Genomic DNA, 24,335 nt, shown 5'->3' on the forward strand with positions numbered 1-24,335 from the left:
GATGGTGATGGGGTTAAGTTCATCCCGTGGCTCTTAACCCGATGAGTGACTTATTCGGCGTATCTTCAGCCAAAGGACTCTGGTTTCAGGTTGTACTTTTCTGACTCGGCACTCCACTCTTTGTTAGGTATATATTTCAAGAGTGCGGTATTTGCGATCAGGTTATTAAAGTCATCTTTTTCATGGTAGATGCAATTATAAAAAATAACCCTGAGTTCGTCTGAGGTCAGTCGTCCCCGGACCATTTTATAGAATGGAGGCTTGCTTTTTTCATCAATGCTTGAACTGTCTATAAATTTAAGTAAGTGGTAGATTGAACGGAGGTAATGGCTGAAATTATTATCATATTTATTTCTCAGTTTATTATAAGCTTCTTGGAAGGATTCTTTATCTCTTGGGTAAATTCCAGAGGTCACTCCTGTAAAGTCAGGACTCGTGGCGTATAGTTCTTGTAACAGATATGAGAAGCAATCAACGCCATGGATGAATTTGTCACTTTTTTCATCGAATATTCGCAGAGAACGGGTAAGGTTGTTATGGATCTGAAGTATTTGTATAAAACTACTCTCGAATCTTTGTTTCTCTAATTCCTCACTTTGATTTTTGAGTTCTGACTCTTGCTTTTTCAGCTCATTTCTCTGGGTCTCAAGACTTTCTCTCTGAAGTAAAAGTGTGTAGATTAAACCCGCAAGTCCAAGCCCTGAAAAGAGTGAGTTAATGACTCCAAACATGTCACCAAGTTCTGCATGATTTGGGGTTTTATACAATAGGATGCCGGACCCAAGCCATGCTGAAATGATCAATAGTGCTGATGAAATTAGAATGGTGTTGTTTTTACTCATATTTATTTCCTATTAGTTTTCAAAGCGTATTCCTACTTCAGGAAATTATAAAAGTCAATCTTGACTTCTTTGAGACTATTAGCACGATTGATGCAGTCATTCTGCCTTTAAACTCGTCAACCAGCCGATTATGCTCGTCATGAAGTTCGTTAAGCCGTCTCCATCATTTTTTGGCAGAGATCACTGCGTGGATTATCAACCCCCATTACTTCAGTAACAATATCCTCAACGCCTCGATTCCATTGGTCGGCATCCTGGCCGGGGTTATTTGTACAATCCATATGGTGGGCGCATCGCATGGCCAGGTCACCCGCCAGGGTAATGATATTGCGCTGACCATCACTCAGGTCAGAGTACGGAAAAACTTTATCTTCAAACTCAACGACCAGTTCACTATAGTTCGGTGAGTAATAGCTGTTGCTGGCTCCCGGAATCATCTTGATAATCGTGTCCAACACAGCCGCCAGGCCACTGCTTTCTGTCCGCTCCTGATAAGCGATGCGATCAGCATGCTCCAGCCAGGGCATTAATGTTTTATTCTGGGCATCGGGTTTCAGCGCATAATAGTAACCAAAGGCGATATTGGCACTCTTGAGCTGATTTGACTTTTGGGTCTTTTGCCCGGCCCATAGTCGCCCCGTACCGTAATAAATCAAGACTGGCAGATTCTCTGACTGGGTGTTATCGTCAGCCTGTGCCTGGGTGTTGTAAAGTCGGCTGGCTTCATCCTTGAGTTTTCGGCAATGATCGTTGTTGGTGTGACCCTCTGCCTTTTTTAACAGTCGCCGCCAGTGGAGGCTGGTATGCTTACCAACAGTTCTGTAGGCTTCTACCGAGCAATTTTCCCGAAATTCCGTGGTGATTTTTTCGCGGTTGCGTAAAAAATAACGCTGTACATCGCCTGCATGTAAGTTCCGGTCAAATGCTTTTTTGGTTTCACCCATGTAACTATTAGGAACGCCCAGAATAAACCCGCCCATCGCCACAGAGAGTGCATCAAGAATCGTAGTTTTACCCTTGGCATTGTCGCCAATGATCAGGACATGCGCTCGCCAAGCTCAAGCTCGGCCTGCTCAAAGCAGCGAAAATGGGTTAAGTAGAGTTTGTCGATCTTCATGGACGGTTTATGCTCCGGCGGTTTTCCAAGCTTTTGGGGTTCGGGGCTTGCCGCCCTTTTTTGTTGTCAATGTAGCACGTTCTGCCTTGATTTTTGCCAGTAGTGCCTCGGCGGAGTTTTCGCCGCTGATCAGTTCCGGGTTCTCGGCACGCCATTGGGCGGTGAGTTCGCCACGGAAGGCTTTGGCGAGGATGGATTGGGTGAGGTTGTTTACCTTTGCCAGTGCTGATTCGGTTTGTTTTTCGATGGTGTTGGCGTGGGTGAAGAGGTGTTCTACACGGCGGACGATTTCGGTTTGTTCTTCGAGTGGTGGCAAGGCAATGTGCATAGCCAACCATTCAGGAAAATAAATCGTAGTGTGTGTTGAGCCTTTGCCAAATTTGAACAACGATTCCTTTTCGGCAACAAAGAGCCATTTAAGCCAGTCTGGATTTATAACAGCAGCAGGAACCCAATTCACAAAATCCTGACTTGTTGCCATCGACTTTCCCATTTTGACAACATAGCCCACTGAAGCGGTTCTACTAATGCAGACAGTGTTTTTCGGCAAGAGTCTGCTTGCCGAATTGGCCAACCCAAGATCGTTGGTTTTTTGCTCAGTATTTTGGATTGTACCGGCATGATTGTTGCGGGCATCTTTGATACCTATCCAACAAACATCACCGCCCCAATACTCAGGCTTTGAACGACTTGGTGTATGACCTGACTCCATGGCTGCCACGTCAACAATAGGCACCCATTCCCAAGTTGGTACAATATTTTCTTGAGGTAAACCAACAGAAGTAGCGCAAACGCCCATGATGAATTGCTCAGAGCGGGATTTCCAGCGGGCTGGCTTCTTCAGTGGCACATGATTGGTGAGCATTTTTTCGGTAGTGAATTCGGGATGATTACTTCGCCATGCTTTTGTCAACTTCCCACTCACCGCCGCAATTAGTACCGATTGCCGGAAACGCTTCAGGGTTTCGCGGGTGCGTTCAAGGCGGGCTTTGGTGCTTTCTATCTGTGCCAGCAGGGTATCGAGTTTTTGGGCGATGATTTTTTGTTCGGTTAATGGAGCCAGGCTGATTGGAGCTTTTGAAAAACGCCCTTTATTGATGATCGCTACCGTTGTAGCAGATGATTCAGATTCCAACCACGGCTTTATGGTGCATGCTTGGTAATACAGATATTTTGTATTCAAATCCGCATGTGGAATTAAGGTATTTATTTGCTGGTTAGTGGCTGATAATTGAGTTGTGATACCAACCTTACCTAGATTACCAATACAAGTAACAGGTATAGAGTTTGCGGGTATTGCTGGAACAGACTGTAGGCCCGCTTCACTTAAGGTGTTCGCAGTTTGTTTTATGACGCCGCCATGATCTAAGTCACCAGGTTTGATGAATGGAATATTGCCACCAAAGTTATCCTTCACCTTGGTACTAGGTGTTTTTCCAGTAACAACATTACCTAAATCAGATAACTCACAGGCTATCCAACCATCGGGGAGCATTGAAGAACTCATTGGTTAATACCACTCATAACTTCCGCCAACAACGCCTTCTGCCCATCCGCCACATCACCTTCACCCAACTCCCGCATCAGGCTATCCAACTCTCCTAATGCCTGCACCAGTTCACTCATCGCTTCACCCGCAAGCACACCCGGTTCCGGCAAATTGGCAGCATCAATACTATCCGCATCTTTCAGCCAACTGATATCAAGAGAGTCGGATTTATGCTCACTAACCCACTGACGAGAAAAACTACGCCAGCGGCTATGGGCCAGCTTATCGCTAACCCCATCGTTTTCACCCGTTGTCGCCACCTGGTCGATCTTATCAGCATTGAAACTGTAATCGCCTTCGGTACGCGGGCTGCTGCCATCGGGATTGTCACCGTAAACCTTTTCAAACGGTGCCAAATGTGTTGAGCCAAAGGGAGTTCGCTTGCCAAAGCTGGGCATATTGGTCCGCAGATCGTAAACCCAGACATTCTCGGTGCAGTTCTCAGTGGCTCGTGGATCAGCAGTACTGCCTTTGGTAAAGAACAGCACATTGGTCTTTACGCCCTGAGCGTAAAAAATACCCGTCGGTAGTCGTAGGATGGTGTGCAGGTTACATTTGTTCATCAAATCACGGCGAATCTCTGTACCCACGCCTGCTTCAAACAGCACGTTATCTGGCAACACTACAGCCGCACGGCCACCGGGTTTTAGGTTGCGATAAATATGCTGCAGGAAAGCCAGTTGTTTATTGCTGGTCGGGTAGGTGAGGTCGGTGCGGGTAATGGAAGCTTCGCCGCCTTTGCTGGTACCAAAGGGTGGATTGGCAAGAATAATATCCGCCGCGCTAACTTCCGTACCTACCTGACCAAGGGCGTTGCCCAGATGTACGACACCGTCGTCATCCCCTTCCATGCCGTGCAAAAGACAATTCATCAGTGCCAGTCGACGGGTGGAGGGCACCAGTTCGATACCGACAAAGGCATCATTTTTCTGGAAGCGCTGTTGGGCTGGCGTAAGGTCAAACAGATCGTCGGTCTGTTCCTTGATGTAACGGTCAGCGGCAATCAAAAAGCCAGCGGTGCCTGCTGCCGGGTCCTGAACCAGTTCACCGGACTGAGGTTTGATGCAACGCACCATAGAGTCGATCAACGGGCGAGGGGTAAAGTACTGGCCCGCACCAGATTTGGTTTCATTGGCGTTTTTCTGTAACAAACCTTCATAGAGATTACCGAGACCGTCTTTTTGGGCATCAAACCAGTTGATCCGATCAAGGGATTTAATTAACTGCTCCAGGTGGCGAGGCTCTCGCAGACGAGTCTGGGCATCGGCATAAATGGCGGTAATTAAAGGGTCATGATGAACCCGAATCTCGGTGGTTTTGCCAGGATCATTGGCATCGGCTACCGTGCGCTTACCGGTAGAGAGGGTCAGCAGAATCTGACGGTAGTCGTTCATCAGATTGATGCCGGATTTATTGTTCAGATCGGTCCAGCGGCAACCTATTGGCAATGGGTGGCGTTCCAGCGTACCGGCTTCGGTATTCTCATGGACCATCTTGATAAACAGCAGCAGAACCAGCTCGGTGACGTAGTCCGAGTAATTAATGCCATCATCCCGCAGGACATCACAGAGGTTCCAGAGCTTCTGGACGATATTATCGCTGGTCATCTAACTTCTCTATCGTTAAAGCAAAACAGCTCTCGTTGAGTGAGAGCTGTGAAACAGGGTGGCTAAGTTTACCTCTTTGCAGTGGTTGTTGCCTGCTTAAAGTGTCAACTATTTGCTGCCTGTGCTGGCTCCCATAGACTCTCACCCAACAGGTCCAACACATTATCGAGCTGGTCATCCAGTACTTTATTGAACTGTTTGACCCCACCCTGCTGGGCAAAACGTTCATTGATAAACTGTCGGTCTACCACCACTTCAAAGACCAGCTGCTTGGCCAGCCGCTCCAGCCATTTGCGCTGGTTGGTGTTCCATTTGTGGCTGGTATAGATGCGATCCATTGCCAGGGCGACTCGCTGCTCAAAGGGCATTAAAGCTTCACCCAGGGCGGCACGGCGAATATGACCGATGATGCTGGCCGCAATGTCCCTGTGGCTCTGCTCACGCACGGCGGCCTGCAGGCCCGCTTCGTTATAACCGGCAGCGTCCAGCAGCATTTTCACCTCTTTAAGCTGTTCACGGGTAAGGTCTTTTGGCCGGTTGACCACCACACTCAGGGCAGCGGATTCATTCAGCTGATTGATGATAAAGTCGTTGAAGCTGTCTATGTAGTCTTCCGGGCGCTGGCGGGTGCCGTAGCTTTGCATCCGCTCGCGGACTTCATCCTGATGTTCAGAGATCACAGGTCGATAGTCGCTGCCTGACAGTGCCTTTACATCATTAATCTGGTTAATCAGACCAGTATGTTTGCGGATAAATTCTGCTGCCTGTTTTGGGCCCAGCTGATGCAGATGGGTGTGTAGTTTTTTCGGTTCTACGCCCCAGAGTTCTTCCAGTTGTTGGAGTTTCTCTTTGAGTGATTGGTTGTACTCAGATTTATGTTCCGCCTTGCGCAGCACACGCATCAGTTTTTGACTGAGCTGACTGAGATTGGAGTCTGCCTGTGTTTCCTGTTCAGTATCGCCGGAGATATTAAGTGATTGTTCCAGTCTGGCGGGATCAGTGAGTTCCTCAACCAGTTGCTCAATCGTGATGTTGGGTTCCTTCACCAGCGGCTTCATGCTGTTGGCATTTTTATTTTCCCGATCAAAGGCTGCAAAGATATCTACGGGATCATAGATGCGGAAGACGGTTTTACCAATCTCGTCGCAGCGACGGGTAGCACGGCCAATCATCTGTTCAAACAGTATGCGAGACTTCACCCGACGCATAAATACCAGGTTACATATTTTCGGCACATCAATGCCAGTGGTTAGCAGATCGACAGTGATAGCGATATTCGGGTAGCGCTCATTTTTGAACTGTTTGATCAACTCTGTCGGATTGTTGCTTTCACCCGTGATTTTTTTCACGGCAGCTTCGTTGTAGGTAGTGCCCAACTCTCTTTCAAAGGCCTCGTCAAGCAGCCTTTTGACCATATCGGCATGTCTGTCCGTGGCACAGAAGATCATGGTCTTCTCTTCTCCCAGGGGATCCAGCTCTTTTACCAGTTCATCGCAGATTACCCTGTTAAAGTTCTGGTTAATGACCCGCCGGTTGAAGGCTTCGATCTCGAAATTCAGCTCATCTTTCAGGTCTTCCTGCTCCACTTCGCCAGTCTGGGTATTGATCACAGAGATGGTTTCGCCCTCTTCAAAGCGGATGCCTTTCTGTGCCAGTTGGGTGATGTAGCGAATGGGTGGCTCGTAATCAATCAGCCAATCGTCGGCGACCGCCTCCCTGTAAGAGTACGTGTAGACGGGTGGGCCGAAAATATCTTTGGTATGGGCTGCCGGGGTCGCCGTCAGACCGATTTTGACAGCATCGAAGTAGTCCAGCACTCGTCGGTAACTGGATAGGTACTGGGCTGCATCTCGCGTGGTCATCTCCCCTTCGGTCATTTCCTGGTCGAGGGTATAACCCCTGTGTGCTTCATCAATAATGATGCAATCGTACTGATCTATTGGCGGCGGATTGTCGGAGGCAAAGATTCGCTGCACCATGGCCTGTACGGTGGCGGTCTGGACGCGGGTTTCCGGTTCAACCTGTACGTTCTTCATCGCCAGCACGTCGTAGATCTGGGTAAGCGACTGGTTCTGCTCCAGCTTGGCTTCCATAAAGGTATCGTTGGCCTGCTTGCCAAGGGCGGTTCTGTCTACCAGGAAGAGAATGCGCTTGAAACGCTCTGTTTTGAGGAAGCGGTACATAAGGCCAAGAACCGTGCGGGTTTTACCCGTTCCGGTGGCCATGGCCAGTAGTGCGGTACGAATGTCTTTCGACAAGGTGTACTCAACCGCTTCAATGGCCCTTTGCTGGTAATCCCGCAGGTTCAGGTAATCGTAGCTTTCATTTTGCAGTGCTTTTTCTGCGGTTTCACGGCTTCGATCCAGAAGATCCTTTAACCCTTGTGGCGTGTGGAACTGAGGCAGTGCACGCTTGATATTGCTTGGCATACGAACATCACGAAACCAGATGCCAGATTGTTCCTTTACTTGGGGGACATAGGGGCGACCATTGCAGGAGTATACGAATGGCACAATGAACTGTCCGCCCATACCATCGGACCAGGGTTCACTGCGACCCGCCAGTTCAAAGGCTGCTTTCAGGGGAGGTTCGATTTGTAAACCACGACTGTAGCCTTCTGCCTGAGGTATTTTACCGGAGACATTGACGTTCTCACGTTTGGCTTCCACCACGGCAATGGGCGTCAAACCATGGAATAAAACGTAATCAGCCCAACCTCTTTTGCCATTCTCTTTTACTGTTGGCCACTCGGCGATGGCCTTGAACTGATTGTGTTCGGGCCGTGCACCTTTCTGCCAGGTCAGTTCCTGTGTATCAGTCTTCCAACCGGCTTCGGTAAGCATGTTATCTATGAGGATTCGGGTCATTTCTTCATCAAGATTGACCTGCTGACCAGCGGTGGCTGTCTGGAAGGCAATAGTTTGCCGTTCGTCAGCCTGTTCCTTCTCAGTTAACGCTTTGACTCTGGCGTCAGCCTCGGCCAGTTTTGCTTCGTAAGATTTACGCAAATCTTCCAGAGCCTGGTCGTGTTGTTTGACCTGCTCCTGAAGCTGCCGGGCTTCTTTGTCCATCTCAAAGGCAAGAGCCTTATATTCTTCCTTTTCTTTCAGATCCAGTTCTTTGTATTGCTGGCTGGATTCCAGCTCAACGTTTGCAGCACTGAGATCAGCTTTCAGCTTCTCAATCTGTTCATGCAGTTCACGCAGTTGTCGACTGGGATCAGGCGGAGGAAGGAACGGGCCTGGATTAAAGCGGGCGTTTTTTGTCAGGGAACGATGAAACCAGATTGCCAGCTCACGGGCCACCCGTAAGCCACTGATCGCTTCCCGGTGACTGGTCTGGAACTGATGCGTTGCTTTGTTCCCTTCCTTCCGGAGGATATGAAACATCTCCCGTACTTTCGGGGCAAGACTAAGCTCCCTGTTAAGGCGGTAGAGCAGGTCATTCTGGCTCAGGGGCTCCTCTGATGTGATACCACAAAGTGAGGCAATATGCTGAGCCAGGGCTTCACCCAGCTGGCGAAGTTTGATCAAAGTGGTGTTGGGATCGCTTGAGAAAGAGCGCTCGGCTGCTGTTGCCAGCTCCAGAAAAAGCGAGTCATGCTCTGCCAGAAACTGGAAGTTTGAAGGTTGAGCACCTGGTTTTGCTGCCATATCACTGTCTTCCTGATTGCCCGCAGCCCATTGAGGCGAATTGGTCTTATCGTTGTTTCTGACTGGTAGGGATGATTCTAACGTGTCATCTTACGACATTGGAATCGTAGATAAAATTACCTGTATGAAAATATGTATATGCCTTTGACGGGCGATCATTTTGAACGACATTTTTTTGATAAAATTTCGTACATATTCCTGTCCATAGTGAGAAAGATGATGGAATATTTTATCGACGCATTCCGTAAGTACGCAGAATTTAATGGTAGAGCCTCCAGAAATGCCTACTGGATGTATTACTTGTTCTATTTGTTGTTCTATCTGGTAGCAGGGGGATTGGACGCCTTTGGTGGGGCCGGGCTGTTTTCTGCTTTGTATTGTTTGACTGTACTGGTTCCCGGCATTGCCATTACCGCTCGCAGGCTTCAAGACACAGATCGTTCAGGTTGGTGGCAGTTGATCTATTTAATTCCAGTGATTGGTTGGATTGTGATGCTGGTTTTTCTATTACAGGACTACCAGCCGGACAACGAGTATGGTAACCGACCTTTGTCATAATTCATTTGCATCGATCAGCTTTTGCTCACTGTTTTGAATGGTAGCCAATGCTTGAAAAGGCCACAATTAGAAAGGGTTAGCCAGTATTTAAGCTGCACGGAACACGGAAATAATCTCAAATTATCTGGGTGTCGTATGTCTTTGGTGGGAGTAGTGGTCTATTGATTTTTTCCCTTGAGCTTGTCCAGTTGAACGCAAAGTTTATTTTCTAGTGAATCGCCTGTCTTGGCAGTTGTGGTTGGTTTTTCGGCGCATTGTTGGGCCTGATCCGTAGAATCAAAAAAACGTTTGGTTCCGGTAACCCCCATAAACGGCAGTTTTTTTGCTTTGCGGATAATACGACCGTCGCGGTCCCGTTTGGCGGGCAGTTCCTTGAATGCTCCGAGCTTAGGGTCATCCTTGGGGGTTAAGTGGAATTCAAAAGTAGGGTGCGAGGCGGATGCCCACTTGAGATAAAGCTGCTGGATTTTTTCATAAGCAGAGGCCCTGAACTTGGAGGCACTGTTGATAAAAGGTAAAACCTTCTCATACCCGTCAAGGTCTTGTTTTTGCTCGTTCTGGTCGAGCGTTAGCTGGTCAACAAAGCTGGCAGATACATCGTCGTAAAACTGGTTAGTATCGTCGCTGAGTTGTTCGTCGGCCTGAAGTTCTTGCTGGCGTTGCTCTGTGAGGTACTGTTCTATTTCTTCCTCTCGGGTGGATTCTTCGCTCTCAATATCCTTATTTGTTCCTTCGTTTAGCTGAGCTTCCAAGGCATAACGCAGGGCCATACGCTGGGAAAACCCTGTCTCATCAGCTATTGCTTCTGCCCGCTCATAAATCGAGTCAACGCGCCAGCCTAAGTCAGAGTCTTTACCTCGTGCAGACTCCATTGCCGCAAGCTGAGCATCACTGATTTCTGGAATTGCTATTCCTGCTTGGGCGAATCTACGTTGGAGAGAAGTTGCCGAAGGTCGTCCATCCCTCTGCTGCTTTCCTCCGCTTTCTTTTTCAGCTTCTCCCGCCACAGCTTCAGAAACACGTCCGGCGGCAGAGGTTCCTCGCCCACTATTTCTTTTCTCAGGCTGTCCGCCCGCCACGCCGCCATCGCTCTTAGGCTTAGATGAAACGTTGGTGGTTTGGGGTTCTTTTCCTTCGACAAGGTGGGTTACCTCCCTGAGAGCAAAGCCCTTATTGTTATTAAGTTCGACTGCTCGGTAATTAGGGTATTTATCGCTGCGGTTATAAATATCCGCCTGGGACTGGGCACCTTTATAGGTAATCCATGGTTTACCGTTGGGTGCTAGTTTAAGTTTACCCGTTTCTTCTTTGGCTGCAACAGGAACCAATGCATACCCCTCACCAAAGGTATCAACCTCAAAAAGTTGACCTTGTTTTTCTTTAATCTTTCTGGCGGTGTTTGCTGACTGCTCGGTTTTATACCATGGTTGTTTGGCCTTTGCTGGGATCACCCATCCATTAGGTAACTCTTTGAGCCAGTCTTTTTTCGTTTTTGGCTGTGGCTTAGGGAGTTCTATCCCTTTTTCTTTGAGTTGTTTGGCAACATACTCTTCCCTGTTCAGCCATTTTCTCTGTCCCTTTTCCGCCGCCTTTCTCTTTCCTCCTCCATCATTAGGTGTAACCCTTCCGCCTCCTGCTCCAGCCTCTGGATGTGGATCGCCTCCAGTTTCCACTGCTGCCACTCCCAGAACAGGTCCAGCATGTCCTGTTTGTACCAGCGGATCATTTGCAGGTCCATCTGGCTGGCTTTTTTTCCCTTGTTTCTGTTTTGCAGGACGATTATTTTTTGTGCTATTGCCTTGTTCAGCCGCTACTTTGGCTTTCTTTATCGGATGTTTGATAAACGAGTGGCTATGGCCCCGGACTGGATGACTCTGACATGTCGTGAGTACTGGCTATTGGAATATCGTCGGGAGAAGGATCAGGATGGGATTTATAGCCATCGCCGGATAGCTCTTATAGCGGTGACTGCCCTGTATGCAATGGGACGGTTCGGGTGGCTCGAGGTGGTTTTCATTTTCCTGGAAGGCTCGTGGGCCGGTGTGATGAAAACCCGGTTGAGCATGTTTTCAGCTTTGATCATGTTTCCAGAGTTGGAAAACCTTTGAGGTAATCTGCCTGAAGCCCTACGTGCTGTGGGCTCAATGTTGGGCGTTGCATTTTTGAAAGTTTTTGGACCATTTGCCTTGCCGACAGTATGTGACTTCTTGAGTAGAGTGATTCCTGCTCCTTTGAGCAATTTTTATTTGAACTGATAGAGGTTTTACAATGGCTAACTCAAAGCAAAAGACACCGATGACTTCTGAAGCTGCTGCAAGAATTCAGAGCAGTGAGGCTAAGGCTAATGGTGGTGGGGTATCGAAAGATAGTTTCTCGTCCAGAGCTCAGCGGGCAGCAACAAGGAACTCCGGCGCAGATAAAAAATAGGCGTAGTCGTTTGATGTAGCGTGGGCAGGGACGCTCACCATCAGGGATGAAGGTATGAAGCATATCAGTAAAGACAGAAGAATAGAAAAGCTGGTTATGGATCTATTGGAGCTCGGTTGGATTTACCAAGGTGGTAAAAAACACGGCAAAGTGATTTCACCAGCAGGTAAAAAACTCGCTGTGCCGGGCACCCCCAGTGATGTGAGAGCTTATTTCAATTTCAGAAGTCGTATTCGTGGTTTGAGTTGACTATAGAGGCAGGTTATTTGCAGTGGGAAGTAAAGATAAAGAATTCAATTTTAAAAGCCCATACCCAAACCTGGGGGAGGTTCTCAGGGGACTGGCTGTATCGCTGGATGCGAAAGCATCCGAAAGGGCGCTGGATAAGTTTGCTCGTGAAGGCGAGTATGATGCAGGGCTGAAAGACAGATTTATAGATAATAATTTTAAGAATGTGTTGGGAGCTAAGGTTACACCCGGATTTGGGATCATGATCGCAGAAGAGGTAAATTGCTTCCTTAACGAATATGTTGCTCTGGTGCTTGAAGTCGGTTTGGATGGTATTTCCAGAGATCAGGCATTACCAATTTTGACCAAACATTTCTTTGCATGGAAAGGGGCTTGTTTTCTGGTAAAGCTCTATGAACAATGGACTGGGCCAAGGCCTCATTTTTTGGTTGCATCCGGTGCAAGGCCTATAGAGATGATTTTTGAGTGGCTTGAGCAATGTGATGATGAAGTGTCAGCGCGTATTCAAAAGCTTGATAAACGAGACAAGGATCAGATAAGAAAATGGAAGTCTGGAGATGAGCTGCCGTTGCTTGGAAGTATTTGTCGTATTGGCAAATTGGTCACAAGCGCTAACCAGAAGGTGTTATTAGAAAGTTTCATAGTTTGGATGTTAATAGCCAGGAGTATCGTTTGGTTTTCTAAAGCATTGAAAGAGATTAATTTGCTTGAAATTCTCAGGGAATATTTGTGGGCTGGACGAACAAATCTAAATTATGTCCGATTGATAAAGGATGAGCATTGTCAGAAGGTTCTTCACTTAAGGCCATTGGCAGTGGCTGGTGTTGAGTTGGCAGCACTCTTATCGTTGACTGTTAAACGACAGGCAGGCGATAAGGAGATTGCTTTACGTAAGTTGGAAGAATTTGAAAGCATCCTCAATCATTTTGACCCTGGATCTATTACGAGTTACTGGTTCGATTGGCATTATGCAAGATGGTATTTGTTCACAGGGGATCTGTGTTCAGCTGTAGAGCATTATAAACAAGCGTTTCACAAGTCTATTTACTGTGCTGGTGAGAATCAGGTAGCAATAATTAAAGAAGCACTGGTGGCTGCAGCCAAACTTGGTGGTAAAAAAGCTTTACTAAAAAAGCTTAAACAGCAGGCAATTTCTTTTAATTTGTTTCAATTGCTGGTCGATGCTGACTCTTTTAATAAGGTAAAAAATTGTGTGGTTGAGGATTGGGAGATGCAGCAATGGGCAGACCAATACCAACAGATATTTCCAAAGACAGCACACTTTTCTGAGGATAATTCAGAGGAAGAATCAAATGTTCGATTGGGACCACTTATTGTTGGGCAAGAGGAGCTGGAACTAACACCTTATTTGAAAACTGTTGATCGTAAGATAAAAGTGGGTGCTACCTGGAAGAAAAAGATGTCTCAGTTGAACTGGTTTGTTGAGATTAATAAACCAGAATATGTTAAGGAACTGATCAATAAAGGGGCCTCTCCTGATATTCTTTCTGACTCAAATGATTCACCTATTCTGTCTGCAATCGCTGAAATCAATGAAACGGGTGATAGGAGCTGTTATGAATTGCTCAAAGATGTAAAGCACGATAAAAGTACCATTAATGCAAGAACGGATAAGAAGCGCATGACACCTTTAAGCTGTGCGGTTGAAACTTCTGATCCTGACATAGTTCGGCAGGTTATTTTGATGGGGGCGGAGCCTGATATGAGGGCTCAAACGGTGTTGCAGACACCTCTTTATCAATGTATGACGTATTTTTCTATGCTGGAGAGGCCTGAGTACTGTATTGGTCTCGATATAAAACGACTATTTGAAAATCATTCGGCCACTTTGGAGTCTATTCGCAGGCATGCAGCTGGGGCTTCAGGAGTTGACCACAGAGACGTAGCTGATTTTAAAAACTCATTGCTTGAAGCTGACGGGACTTGGGAAAGAAATCTTCTCAATGCGCTTCTGGTCTCGGGTTATAAAAAGCTTATCGATAGGTTAAATAGGGCAAAATTGCTTCAGATAGTTTCTATTTTATTGGAAAACGGAGCAAACCCAAATGCGTCCCAAATGTCTCCAGTGAAAGGGTATACGCCCTTTATGCTCGCTGCTGAGATTGATGCCGTTGACGCTTTTAGGATGATGGCTGAGTCAAACCAAAACAAAGGCAATATTTATCAAGCTGTCGTGATTGATGGTAAGAGTGAAGATTGTTGGTCTATTGCCTATAAGTGGCGATCTTCAAAAGTTTTAGCCTATTTGCAGAGCAAATTTGGCCTTTAGTATCTTGGGGGCTTTGGAGTTGTGAGAATGTTGGATAGAAGCCCATCATAACGCTCCATTCCCTCACGTTTTTCTGACAGGTGTTCGTGACGATCGTAATGTTCATAGTCGACTCCAGTCAGTTGGTGGCTCTGGATCAGGTTGCGTACTTCTCGGTTAATGCCTGCATCTATCATCAGGGACTTGGCTGTATCCCTCAGGCAACTCGGTGTGTATCTTGCGGTCAGTAAATCTCCACTCTGTTCACATAGCCTGGTCCGGTAGCGATGCCAGCGGTCAAGTGCCGTTGACAGGCTATCGGTTCTGACAGGGGCTGCTTCTTGAAATGCAAAAGGCCAAGGCAGGTGGGATGTGTACTCTCTGACTTCGGCGATGATATCAAGGGCACGGGGAGTCAGAGGTATGGTGTGAATCAGTGCTTCACCTTTCCGTTTTTTGTTTTCAAAGGATACGCAGTTTCTTTCAAAGTCGTAGTCTACCCACTTTGCCCTGAGTAACTGGCTGGGGCGTTGGCCACCGGTTGCAATCAGGAATTGAATACACAGGCTGATGACAATACCCACTTCAGGTGCATCTTTGATGTTATGCCAGAGCTGGTGGATTTCCCGGTTATTTAATACCCGAACTCGGCTCTTTTCTACCTGGGTATTTTTCTTGGTCATAGCTACCGGGTTGTGAGTGAGGTAGAACCGCTTCTCTCCGACCCGGGTATGGTCATAGTCGCTCTTTGATCCAAAAGAGAAGGCTGCATGCAGCATGGCCCTGACACAGTTGGCTTGATTTTCTGAGCCTCGGTTATGGACTTTGGCCAGGATGGTCACAATGTCGTCTGCTGTAACATCCTTGGCTTTTTTCCCGGCAAGGTTTGGATAGGGATCTTTAATATCTTTCTGGACAATACGGCTGTATTCCCGCTCTTTGTCTTTGCCCCGTTTTCGTAAATCATCTACGTAAGCATCAAGAAGGTCAGCGAAAGAGCCTTTCTGCGCCTCTACCTGTGCTTGTTGCTGTTGTTCTTCAGCTTGTTTCTCAAGGTGGGATTTAAGGTCTGCAGGTGATATCGCCTGACGAATGTTGGCCAGGTTGACGGCTCTCTCCCGTATCTCTTTGAGAGAGAAACCAGCCGCTGATGTTGAATAGCGATAGGAGCCAAGAGAGATCTCCCGCTTGGTTTTTCCAGAAAAGTAGCGATAGAAAGCAATATAACTCTGCCCTCGACGACGTATGAGAAAAGTGCCACGATTACGGCCAAGCTTCTCTGTAATTGTCTGCCCGTCCTTCAGGCTTCGGGCTTCCATGTCAGTTATATTACTCATTGTTATATCACTTTTTCACCCAAAAGAGGTGTAGGTATGGGTGTAGGTTTCTCTTGCGCTTTGGTGGTACTTTATGAGATGCACTGAGACACTATAATAGGCGATAGCTCAGTAATATCAATGCTTTCAAGCTAATAATGGGACGCTATAATATTTATAGCGACTGGTTATAAGGTGCTCCTAAGGGGCAGGTCGGAGGTTCGAATCCTCCAGGGAGCGCCAGATAGAGTAAAGGCTCCAGATTTTGAGCCTTTTTTATCCTTGCGATGGGTCGTCAATAGGTCGGATGCATTACACATTGTCAGAATATTGCTGAGCCAGACTTTCATAGCTTTTTTGATTGTTCAACCAGTTGTCCAGATCTTCTACCCGATACCTGACTAATTTTTTGCCCACCCTGAAAAATTTTGGGGGAGCTTCCCCGCAAAGTTCTCCCGAAATCCTTGCTTTATCCAATTCAGATTTTGACAGGCCGATGTACTTTGTTGCTTGTGCTGTATTCAGGACGGCAGGTGAGAGTTCTTTAACGGTATGGTGGTTCATTGAGTTCACCTTTATTGAACAGGTTTATATTTTCAGGTAGCAAACTGTCACTCCAGACTTCATTGGTGATTCTGGTTTTCTGGTACTCGCTTTTATTGATCCAGCCTTGTTGATAGGCAACATCAACAATACGTTCCGTCAGGGCAGTCAAAGATGTGGAGCCTTGTCGTATAAGAACGATGTTGTCGGGAGGCTGCATAAGAAACAGGGCAGGGTATGTGGCAATGTTCAGAGATGCAGGTGGCGACCTTTCTATTCGACTGTTTGGGAATGCTGGTATCAACTGTCCATCGGTAGAGATGGTGATCAGTTCAAAGTCGTATTCCATGCTCAGGAGCTGCACTGTCCTGGCCTGAATATGGCAGAGTCTGCAGCTGCCCTGGTAGTAGAAAACCAGGCCGGCTATCCGGGCAACTTTTCTCAAAATAATTTCCCTGGCCTTATGAGCCATATCATCTTTGATTTTTGCCGCTGCCGGAGAGATTGGTCGACGGACATTTTCATCCAGCATGGGGTCGCTTTCGATGATTTGTTTACCAACATAGGCAAACCGTTCTGCTTTTTCTTTTATCAGCCTGTCGAGATAGAGGTAGTTACTCACGTTTTCTTTGCTCGGAAGGTCGATGGCTTTGTCCAGGTATAGACCGATGTTATTTCTGATCCATGCGGTTGTGAGTGGCTGGTGTCTTTCGTTTGGATCGTTGGCTTCATTTTCGTCGGTTTCTGGCTCGGCAATCTGCTCATACCAGAACCAGCCTTCAGAGTGGCGGCTAAACCATTGTTGTTCAGCTGAAACAGTCGCTGAACATATTCCGACTAATAGCAAAACAAAGGGCATCAGACTTTCTTCTGCCAGTTGGCTGTCCACCATCCCAGACATAGTGCAGCCAGCCAGGCGGCGGCAGGAATCAGCAATACTGGAACCGGCAAAGGGATGATGATTAGATAAAGAAATAAACCTGGAATCCATTTTGATGCCCGTCGGCTCCAGAGGTTTTGCAATGGACTGGTATAGTGAAAATCGTGATAACGGATTTTTCGGATCAAAAGGCCGTCGATAATGACTGCAATAAACATCACGCCCCAGAATGGCAGGCAGGCCAGCAATACGGAGATCCGATAAAACAGCTGTCGTATCAGACTAAGGAAGTTCTTAACCACACCCTGAAAGAGCTCCATGGCCTTTGCCAACCCTTCACCCGAGCTTCGATCTGTAGTCGTGTGTTCCATAAGAAAGTGCTGAATGCCGGATTTTACAATGGTTGTCGCATATAATTGGTCGCCTGTTCGCATAATCCATAGAGCATTCTCTCGCCCCAGCCTCTGGGCATATTGTTGCTGCTCTTTGTACAGATACTGGTTCATCTTTTGGCCAGAAAAAGCAAGCCAGAGCAATATCAGGCCAAGCCCGAAACACCAGATTGCGAATGGACTGGCTTGTTTTTGAGATGTTGTCATAAGAAAGATGGAATCGGATGTTCAGGATTTTGGCGAGCAAAGAATCGGGATTCTGCCTTTCAATAAACGTCCGCCGCCCAATCGTGCAACGTATTCCAGATTGGGCAGCTCACCAAGCAGTTGCAGCGGAAACAAGTCTCCGGTTTCTTCTAATTGGGCAAAAGCCTGAAAGGGCGCATTATCACCACCGGAAGGCATCAATCCAGAAATCCGGCTAGCCAGCTCGCTGGAACGGTTGAAATTCTGTAGCAGGTTGATACGAATGGAATTTGCAGGAAAGCCCGGATGGAACTTCATAAACCGATATTGATTGCCTGACAGCTCGCAACTTCTGAGGGTATGGCTAGCAAGATCATGGTCGCCTTTTGGGTCGACGATAATAACGGGCTCATTGCGTAATACGGCTTGTGTCACCAACAAATCAAAGAGTCGGGTTTTACCGCTGCCCGGGACACCGATCACCATGGTATGCATCTGAGTCTGTTCAAGAGGCTGATATAACGGCTCCTCATGTTCTTCCATACCGTGAATCCAGCCTGCTCCCATGTTTTTTTCTGATTTGGTTGGCAGGTTATCACTTCGTAATAGGTCCCAGGCTCTTTGCCCGTGGTGTCGTTGCCATTCAAAGCCCCAGCCTAACCAGACGCCTTGCTCCTGATTCTTTGTTTGCAATGAATGGCATTTTTTTTCCGTTAGTTTTAACAGAGCCAGCTTTTTCCCCTTAAGCCGCCGATGCTGTTGCCATCTTGGCAAAGCCTGTCTCAGCCGAATGAACATCATGACTCCGCAGGAAGCAGAGGTCAGGACAAAACCAATCAGTGGCAGTGAACTGAAAAACGACAAGGTATAGGCTGTAATCATGGCGGAGAACCATACGGCAGAAGAACTCAACTCATAAATGGGTCGCCAGTTTTGCAGATATGGGCGATCACTGATCATGCTGTGTCCCCGTGATGTTTTTTGTTGGCAACCATTGTTTGCACTGTTCGGAAATGACAGGTTGCAGAGCAATGACCAGTCGGCCATTACGTCGAAAAATAATCTGATTCCCAACAGGTCTGATCCAACCTCTCTGGTTCCATTGTTTGAGCAGGATATCTGGTTCTGGAGTTTCCCTGGATTTGACCGCATTAGGCCAAGGCAGCAGAAGGCTGTCTTTCGCCCATTTGATATCCTCTGCGTGGAGGTTACCTATAACCAGCTCAAGCCAACCGAGTTCATTATCCTTTTCCTCTGTTGGCTGATCCTCAGTTTTGGACGGTTTTGTGATCTGGTTAAGCGCCTCCCCATTTTCGAAATGCAATTTGATGCTTTTCAGACGTGCCAGCTCAACGGCATCGATGATTTGCGATACGCCATGGCCGCTTTTTTGTCCGGTAAGCGCACCGATAAAAGTCTGCCAGAGAGCACCATTACTGTTGTCGGGTTGCAGGTCATTGCGGAATGCCTGAGGAGTCAGCAGCGGCAAAAGTAACAGATTGATGGCCGTATATTCTGGTCCTAATGGTTTCCTGGGATCGGTATCACACTGTTTCCAATGGGGTGAGTAATGGCTAATGCGGTGTTGTTGCAACCAGCTTCCAAGAGGTTGCTGGAACGCTGGCCATTGCTCTGCTGATTGCTCTGCGGATGATGTTTGAACAACAAGACAAGAGGTCATTCTCCCACTGTCATATAAAAGTCCGGCGATCCCTGCCATTAACCGCCATAGCGGTTCCCTCGCTCTGCGTTGATCTGGATACAAGTCGTGGTCTCTGTGAATCTGCTGCATGGCTGTGACGGACCAGAAGGCCGTTTCCAGAGCATGGCGGATCGCGCCTGCTGGTTCACAGTGGTGCTGAGGGTGAGCAGGTAAGAGATGGAGCCAGTGGGTGAGATTATCCAGTGTCTGGTCAAACAAGCGCTGAAGGCCTGCTGGCAAATTCAGCTGCTCGTTTACCTGTTCCACAAGCTGTTGTTGCTGATGCAGGATTGTTCCTGTGCCTACCTGATACCCAGCGCAACCTGAACCTGGTTGTATAGGCTGATCAGCTTCTGGAAGATTGATTGGTAATAGGATTTTTTCATCAGCGTGATGCGGGTGTAACCAGTGATTGATAATGGCTAAAGCCTTTGAGGTGAACATGGTTAAAGCCCGAAAATGGAATTAATAATGGTGGGAGTGACCTGCAATCCGACAGCGGCCCCCACACCGGTAGCAAAGCCGATTAATGAGTTTCGAGCCATGCCGTAGGCCAGTCCGATCAGGACAAAAGAGATAGACAGTGTTCGCCCCAGGTCTCCCTTGATCCAACCCACCAAACGACCATAAATTTCTGCAAAGTCAGTGGAACCTGTCACATTGACAGGATTGGCCGCCTGCAGCTCCTGTGGTAGTAGAGAAAGAATGATCAGAGGTGCCAGCGACACCATCAGTTTCTGCAGCTTCATAATAAATGGTGGTCTATCAACAAGAAGTACAGACATGGTCAATGACTCCATTAATCATCAGACGGTAAATAGACGGGAATGGCAGACTGCCAGTCTCTTGGTGCGATATCGGTCATCACAACTCCGCCGCTATGCCAATTGCCCTGCTTGTCAACCCAGGGTGCAATCCAGATTTTCAGGATTTGAGCGGGTGTGCGGTTGGGTATCGCTTCGGGCGTTACAAAACGAAGATCGGGTTCTGAATAGTTTTTGGGAGCTGAAGAAAACAGGTTTTCAGCAGACGTTGAACCGGTATCCTGATAGACTTGTCTTGCCGATTTACATACGCCTTTGCCGGGTTCCGGGCGGGCATACTCAGCTTCACCAACACCAAACAGTGAGCAGCCCTGAATAACAGGTACCAGCGAAACCATCAGAAGCAATGCTCTGGTATCGTGTTTACACATAGAAAAAGCCTCGAAAGATTAGTTCTTAAGACCACGGGTGAGAATCAGGTCCACCTTACGTTCGGCGCTGATTTCAATGACGGGCACCATCTGGTCAGCCAGCTGCAGGTAAAAATCTGCCAGCTTTTCCAATGCTTTGTTACTGCCCTTAATCAAAGAGCTTTGCAGAGCTTGGCTGCCCTTTAAGCCAGACTGAAAAGGAGACTGAATCTGGCCGTTCTGGTTGGGGATTACAGACAAGACTGGGACGGGTTTGGTATCAAAGGCCTCACTGATACCGCTGAGAAAGCCTGCCATAGCCGCCTTGGCCATAACCTGCCCCTGTTTACTGACCAGCCTGCCACGTAATCCGGCTTTGCCATCTTCTCCGGCGATATAACCTTCTAGAGGTCGTTCAATCACTTCTTCCTTATCGTTGTATTTGAGGATGCACGACAGGGTTTCACTGCGAAGATAAGCCCGCTCGGAACTCAGGTCGCCGTAGCCCGATGCCAGAACAAAGCATTCCCTGACGTTAGTGCGATAGCGATTGGGCAAAATGGCAGAAGCTTTGATGCGGATAAGGACAGGATAAGGTTCACGTCTTGCGCCTTGCCCTGTCGGAACATCCAGCCCGGTGATTAACTGGCCGGATAGCAGACTTCCGGCCGGTAAGCGCAAAAGCTTTGGTTTATCCTCTGGTTTTGAATTTAGGGTGACTGCCTGAGGGTTGGTAGTTCCTAATACCCGGATAGGTCTGGGTGGTTGAGGAGATGTGTCATAGTAATCAGTTTCGTTGTATTGGGTTGTTGGTGATTGACTGTACTGATTCCACTGCAATATTCACCAGCGCAGCAAGCACTTCCGTGATAGCCTGCTGATAGTCCGAGGCTTCTTCGAATCGTTTTGCTAATGCCTTGTTATGGTTGATTTTTTGCTGCCATGGTTTTGATAGTGACAGCTGAATTTCTTTAGGAGGCACATCCAGTGGCGTTACCAGCAAAGAAAGGGCATGAGTCTCATTGTCATGAGGGGTGATGTACACGACAAAAGGTTCTTCTTGTTGCGAAGAGAGATAGATCACTGAACCTTCAATCTGAATATCAGCCTGATCAATGGTTCGAATCTGGGGAGCCGCAAAAGGCGTGACAATTCGATTCAGGTGTAGACGACTCAGGGTTACGGGTTGCTGTTGACCCGGTGATACCTGCAACTTGACTGGTGCAGCTGCCAGAGTCAATGAACAGTAAAAACAGACAGCAACAAAAAGCGTTTTGTTCATCGAGGAATCTCTGAATAAAGGAAGGGTTACTTGAGATCAGATTCAATCTGAATAACAGCAAGCACAGGGCGATAACGGGTCAGACTGAACTGAAAGGTAAAGGTTTTCTGCCCAGACAGGCGTTGATGGCCCGATGAGAGAGCACTGTTCCCCGTCACTCTGACCTCATGAGTGTTTTCATCAAAGTCAAGCTGCAATGGCTCAAAGCTCAGGGAAACATTGTCTTCCCGTAACTGGTGGAACTGCCGATTCAATATTTCATGGACTTGCCGGTGCAGATTGGGTGAAAGCAGACTTTGCAGCCTGGACTCAACAAACGACAGATTCTGCGGATTGAGATTGCCCAACAATTCAGCCAGAGACAGCCCCCACCATTCGTAATAGACCCGTGATGCTCCACCAGACTGAATTCCAACCTGTCCATCCATAAACGGCAAGCTCAACTCAACAGCCGGTTTGCGACTTAGGCAGTGGAAAAGCAGCAGTGCATTCGTCAGCACCAGTACCAGCAACATCAGCCTGTCCATACAGAGCTGCTGACGCCATTGCTTCAGACGACGCAGATAGTTTTGAATGGTCATTTTCGGGAAGGGTAAAAGACCCGAACATAAGGGTTGGGCAAGGTTCTGGCTTTTACAAAATAAAAGCCCAGCCAGTAAAGCCGATGGCTCAGGTGGCCGTCAGGGTGACGGTCCCGAAATCGTCGATAGACACGAATCGCCATCCAGCCCAGGAGCATGCCCAGAAGCAGCTGGTCAAACCAGATACCCCAGATGAGACCCACGGCTACGGGGTAGATTTCATCCAGAGACCAGAACAGGAACTGGATGGGGTCGTTGATGGTGCGGGGGATTTCCATGATGTCTCTCAGAATGTTCGGGTTTGTTCGAATATTTCGTTTATTGCTATTTCGTTTATTTCGATTAAACTGCAGTTAAGGAAAAAACTTAGTAAATATTCGATCAGGGAATACCTATGACTACAAAAGACAAACTGACTCTGCCTACTGCTGAAGAGATTGCGATTGCACAAGAGTGCAGCCGGGAAATTTCAGCCTTTCTTGAGACGGGTGCTAAATCTCAGCAAATTGATATCAGCTCTAAGGATGGGGAAAAGCATGCGTTGTCGATTCCAACCAGAGCGTTGAGCCTGCTGGTTGATATTCTGGCGCAACTTGGACAGGGCAATGCGGTAAAAATCATCCCGATCCATGCGGAACTGACCACTCAGGAAGCCGCTGATATTCTCAATGTTTCCCGGCCTTATCTGGTCAGAATGCTGGATGAGGGGGAAATCCCTCACCACAAGGTTGGTCGGCATCGCAGAGTCCGGTATCAGGATTTAATGGATTACAGAGCAGCTATAGATGCTAAACGACTCTCAGCTTTGGATGAGTTGTCATCCCTCTCCCAGATGAACGATCCGGAGTATTAATGGCTTCTCAATTTACTGCTGTTTTTGATGCCTGTGTTCTTTATCCTTCGGTGTTAAGAGACGTGTTGTTAAGGTTGGCGATAACAGACACTTTTCGCGCCAAGTGGACAGACAAAATTCATGATGAGTGGACTCGCAATCTGAAAGCCAATCGTCCAGACATTGATGAGAATTACCTCAATAAAACCCGACAGCTGATGAACGCTCATGTCCGGGATGCAGTGGTTGAAGGTTTTGAGCACTTGATTGATTCAGTTCAACTACCAGATCAGGATGACCGGCATGTTGTTGCAGCGGCAATTGTCGCTAATGCCGATGTCATAGTGACTTATAACCTGAAAGACTTTCCTGATGAAGCCCTTACCCCATATGAACTTCAGGCTATTCATCCTGACAGCTTTATTCATGATCTGATTGATCTGCATCCGGCAGAAGTCATTGGCGTGATCCGCTCGGCGAGAGGTGCTTTAAAAAAACCATCATTGACGGTTGATGAATATCTGAGCAGGCTAAGAAAGCAAAGGTTGCCGGAAACGGTCACCTGGCTAGAGTCAATGAAGCTCGTTCTGTAAGAGGAAAACAGTAAACTCACAAGATTACTGATGGAGCCAGCACTGTGGGAGTGATCAGTACATTGGAGCCAGATGGGTTTATAGCTTTCACATAACCCAAAGGTTTTGACAATCACTGTTCTGCGTAGAAAAGTTTATCTGCTTTGAAATTTCAAGACAGCTTGCATCATCTCAGGCGTGTGAAAGTGTCGTGCATTCAGACTACGAGTCAGGATATGTCGTTCGGGTTTTGAACAGCTACTTTCTGAAAACCAGAGACCTTCAGAGTTGGCATCAGTATGCACACTGGTTTGCCAGATAATGTTTCCATCATCATGCCGGGTACCCAGACGACAGTCACCGCAGTGGATAACCTGAGTCTTTAGCTTTGCTGTTCCCTTTGGGACAAGCAGAATAAGATAGCTGGCAATATTCAACAGATATTTTTTGCGCAACTCTTTTTGCAGGGCTCTGAGCAGAGTAATGACAGTCTGGCTATGTGGCATTGAGGGTGAATCAATTTCAACTATTCCTGCGACCATGTGATTCAGGATGAACTGGGTAAATGCATTACCCGGTTGTCCTTTTTGAGCGCCTAGCAATT

Annotated in this window: 25 protein-coding genes and 1 pseudogene; 7 read left to right on the forward strand and 19 right to left on the reverse strand. The window is 47.5% G+C overall.

Annotated features, from left to right (window positions below):
* Positions 1-65: 65 nt before the first annotated feature.
* The 5 genes from ACO6VG_RS15240 to hsdR all read right to left on the reverse strand — a co-directional run bounded on the left by ACO6VG_RS15240 (position 66) and on the right by hsdR (position 8,768).
* Complete coding sequence (locus tag ACO6VG_RS15240; RefSeq protein WP_317142482.1) at positions 66-842, reverse strand: putative phage abortive infection protein; 777 nt, start codon at positions 840-842, stop codon at positions 66-68.
* A 149-nt stretch (positions 843-991) separates the two neighbouring features.
* On the reverse strand, positions 992-1,882 hold the full coding sequence (locus ACO6VG_RS15245; RefSeq protein ID WP_422476295.1) for an AAA family ATPase: 891 nt from the start codon (positions 1,880-1,882) through the stop codon (positions 992-994).
* Between the two features lie 84 nt (positions 1,883-1,966).
* On the reverse strand, positions 1,967-3,466 hold the full coding sequence (locus ACO6VG_RS15250; protein WP_422474567.1) for a restriction endonuclease subunit S: 1,500 nt from the start codon (positions 3,464-3,466) through the stop codon (positions 1,967-1,969).
* On the reverse strand, positions 3,463-5,115 hold the full coding sequence (locus tag ACO6VG_RS15255; protein WP_422474569.1) for an N-6 DNA methylase: 1,653 nt from the start codon (positions 5,113-5,115) through the stop codon (positions 3,463-3,465). Before ACO6VG_RS15255 ends, ACO6VG_RS15250 begins: the two co-directional genes overlap by 4 nt.
* A 104-nt stretch (positions 5,116-5,219) precedes the next feature.
* On the reverse strand, positions 5,220-8,768 hold the full coding sequence (gene hsdR / locus ACO6VG_RS15260; RefSeq protein WP_422474571.1) for a type I restriction-modification system endonuclease: 3,549 nt from the start codon (positions 8,766-8,768) through the stop codon (positions 5,220-5,222).
* A gap of 138 nt (positions 8,769-8,906) precedes the next feature.
* Between hsdR and ACO6VG_RS15265 the strand changes: the two genes are divergently transcribed.
* A complete protein-coding gene (locus ACO6VG_RS15265; protein ID WP_422474573.1) occupies positions 8,907-9,326 on the forward strand; it encodes a DUF805 domain-containing protein in 420 nt (139 codons plus the stop codon).
* Between the two features lie 158 nt (positions 9,327-9,484).
* Here the strand turns inward: ACO6VG_RS15265 and ACO6VG_RS15270 are convergent, their stop codons facing one another.
* Positions 9,485-10,999, reverse strand: a complete 1,515-nt coding sequence (locus tag ACO6VG_RS15270; RefSeq protein WP_422474575.1) for a hypothetical protein — start codon at positions 10,997-10,999, stop codon at positions 9,485-9,487.
* 27 nt (positions 11,000-11,026) lie between these two features.
* On the opposite strand from ACO6VG_RS15270, the gene ACO6VG_RS15275 reads away from it, so the two are divergent.
* From ACO6VG_RS15275 to ACO6VG_RS15290, 4 genes are all read left to right on the forward strand, one after another.
* Positions 11,027-11,434 (forward strand): hypothetical protein, encoded by a 408-nt coding sequence (locus tag ACO6VG_RS15275; protein ID WP_422474577.1) that lies wholly within the window; start codon positions 11,027-11,029, stop codon positions 11,432-11,434.
* Between the two features lie 160 nt (positions 11,435-11,594).
* Positions 11,595-11,753 carry a hypothetical protein gene (locus ACO6VG_RS15280; protein ID WP_422474579.1) on the forward strand — a complete coding sequence of 53 codons (159 nt, stop codon included), beginning with the start codon at positions 11,595-11,597 and terminating at the stop codon, positions 11,751-11,753.
* A 54-nt stretch (positions 11,754-11,807) separates the two neighbouring features.
* Positions 11,808-12,002 carry a hypothetical protein gene (locus tag ACO6VG_RS15285; RefSeq protein ID WP_422474581.1) on the forward strand — a complete coding sequence of 65 codons (195 nt, stop codon included), beginning with the start codon at positions 11,808-11,810 and terminating at the stop codon, positions 12,000-12,002.
* Positions 12,003-12,024: 22 nt separating this feature from the next.
* Positions 12,025-14,292, forward strand: a complete 2,268-nt coding sequence (locus tag ACO6VG_RS15290; protein WP_422474583.1) for a hypothetical protein — start codon at positions 12,025-12,027, stop codon at positions 14,290-14,292.
* Here ACO6VG_RS15290 and ACO6VG_RS15295 read toward each other — a convergent pair.
* From ACO6VG_RS15295 to traL, 12 genes and pseudogenes are all read right to left on the reverse strand, one after another.
* Positions 14,289-15,608, reverse strand: coding sequence for a tyrosine-type recombinase/integrase (locus ACO6VG_RS15295; RefSeq protein ID WP_422474585.1), 1,320 nt, complete (start codon positions 15,606-15,608; stop codon positions 14,289-14,291). The two genes, ACO6VG_RS15290 and ACO6VG_RS15295, sit on opposite strands and share 4 nt — an antisense overlap.
* A gap of 291 nt (positions 15,609-15,899) precedes the next feature.
* Positions 15,900-16,151 (reverse strand): helix-turn-helix transcriptional regulator, encoded by a 252-nt coding sequence (locus tag ACO6VG_RS15300; protein WP_422133088.1) that lies wholly within the window; start codon positions 16,149-16,151, stop codon positions 15,900-15,902.
* Complete coding sequence (gene traF / locus ACO6VG_RS15305) at positions 16,132-17,031, reverse strand: conjugal transfer protein TraF (protein ID WP_422474587.1); 900 nt, start codon at positions 17,029-17,031, stop codon at positions 16,132-16,134. The genes ACO6VG_RS15300 and traF overlap by 20 nt, the downstream gene beginning before the upstream one ends.
* Entirely contained in the window at positions 16,989-17,609 is a 621-nt protein-coding gene (locus tag ACO6VG_RS15310; RefSeq protein ID WP_422474589.1) for a DUF4400 domain-containing protein, read from the reverse strand. The genes traF and ACO6VG_RS15310 overlap by 43 nt, the downstream gene beginning before the upstream one ends.
* Before the next feature lie 21 nt (positions 17,610-17,630).
* On the reverse strand, positions 17,631-18,548 hold the full coding sequence (locus ACO6VG_RS15315; protein ID WP_422474591.1) for a helicase HerA domain-containing protein: 918 nt from the start codon (positions 18,546-18,548) through the stop codon (positions 17,631-17,633).
* Entirely contained in the window at positions 18,538-19,734 is a 1,197-nt protein-coding gene (locus tag ACO6VG_RS15320; protein ID WP_422474593.1) for a TraI domain-containing protein, read from the reverse strand. The genes ACO6VG_RS15315 and ACO6VG_RS15320 overlap by 11 nt, the downstream gene beginning before the upstream one ends.
* Before the next feature lie 2 nt (positions 19,735-19,736).
* The gene (gene traA / locus ACO6VG_RS15325; protein WP_422474595.1) at positions 19,737-20,075 is read right to left on the reverse strand and encodes a TraA family conjugative transfer protein; all 339 of its coding nucleotides are present in this window, start codon (positions 20,073-20,075) and stop codon (positions 19,737-19,739) included.
* A gap of 14 nt (positions 20,076-20,089) precedes the next feature.
* Positions 20,090-20,485: a TraV family lipoprotein gene (locus tag ACO6VG_RS15330; protein WP_422474597.1), complete on the reverse strand. Its 396-nt coding sequence runs from the start codon at positions 20,483-20,485 to the stop codon at positions 20,090-20,092.
* Between the two features lie 18 nt (positions 20,486-20,503).
* A pseudogene (locus ACO6VG_RS15335) lies at positions 20,504-21,145 on the reverse strand (TraB/VirB10 family protein); the annotation flags it as partial.
* Positions 21,146-21,251: 106 nt separating this feature from the next.
* Positions 21,252-21,746, reverse strand: a complete 495-nt coding sequence (locus tag ACO6VG_RS15340; protein ID WP_422474599.1) for a hypothetical protein — start codon at positions 21,744-21,746, stop codon at positions 21,252-21,254.
* Positions 21,747-21,772: 26 nt separating this feature from the next.
* Positions 21,773-22,327 (reverse strand): TraE/TraK family type IV conjugative transfer system protein, encoded by a 555-nt coding sequence (locus ACO6VG_RS15345; RefSeq protein ID WP_422137533.1) that lies wholly within the window; start codon positions 22,325-22,327, stop codon positions 21,773-21,775.
* Positions 22,324-22,605 carry a type IV conjugative transfer system protein TraL gene (gene traL, locus ACO6VG_RS15350; RefSeq protein ID WP_422137534.1) on the reverse strand — a complete coding sequence of 94 codons (282 nt, stop codon included), beginning with the start codon at positions 22,603-22,605 and terminating at the stop codon, positions 22,324-22,326. Before traL ends, ACO6VG_RS15345 begins: the two co-directional genes overlap by 4 nt.
* A gap of 116 nt (positions 22,606-22,721) precedes the next feature.
* Between traL and ACO6VG_RS15355 the strand changes: the two genes are divergently transcribed.
* Positions 22,722-23,180: a helix-turn-helix domain-containing protein gene (locus ACO6VG_RS15355; protein ID WP_422474601.1), complete on the forward strand. Its 459-nt coding sequence runs from the start codon at positions 22,722-22,724 to the stop codon at positions 23,178-23,180.
* The gene (locus tag ACO6VG_RS15360) at positions 23,180-23,752 is read left to right on the forward strand and encodes a PIN domain-containing protein (RefSeq protein WP_422137535.1); all 573 of its coding nucleotides are present in this window, start codon (positions 23,180-23,182) and stop codon (positions 23,750-23,752) included. Before ACO6VG_RS15355 ends, ACO6VG_RS15360 begins: the two co-directional genes overlap by 1 nt.
* 134 nt (positions 23,753-23,886) lie before the next feature.
* Here ACO6VG_RS15360 and ACO6VG_RS15365 read toward each other — a convergent pair whose 3' ends face one another.
* Positions 23,887-24,333 (reverse strand): hypothetical protein, encoded by a 447-nt coding sequence (locus ACO6VG_RS15365; RefSeq protein ID WP_422137536.1) that lies wholly within the window; start codon positions 24,331-24,333, stop codon positions 23,887-23,889.
* Between the last annotated feature and the right edge of the window lie 2 nt (positions 24,334-24,335).

Origin of the sequence: Endozoicomonas sp. ALB032, from assembly GCF_049310125.1 — a bacterium.
Lineage (GTDB): Bacteria > Pseudomonadota > Gammaproteobacteria > Pseudomonadales > Endozoicomonadaceae > Endozoicomonas_A.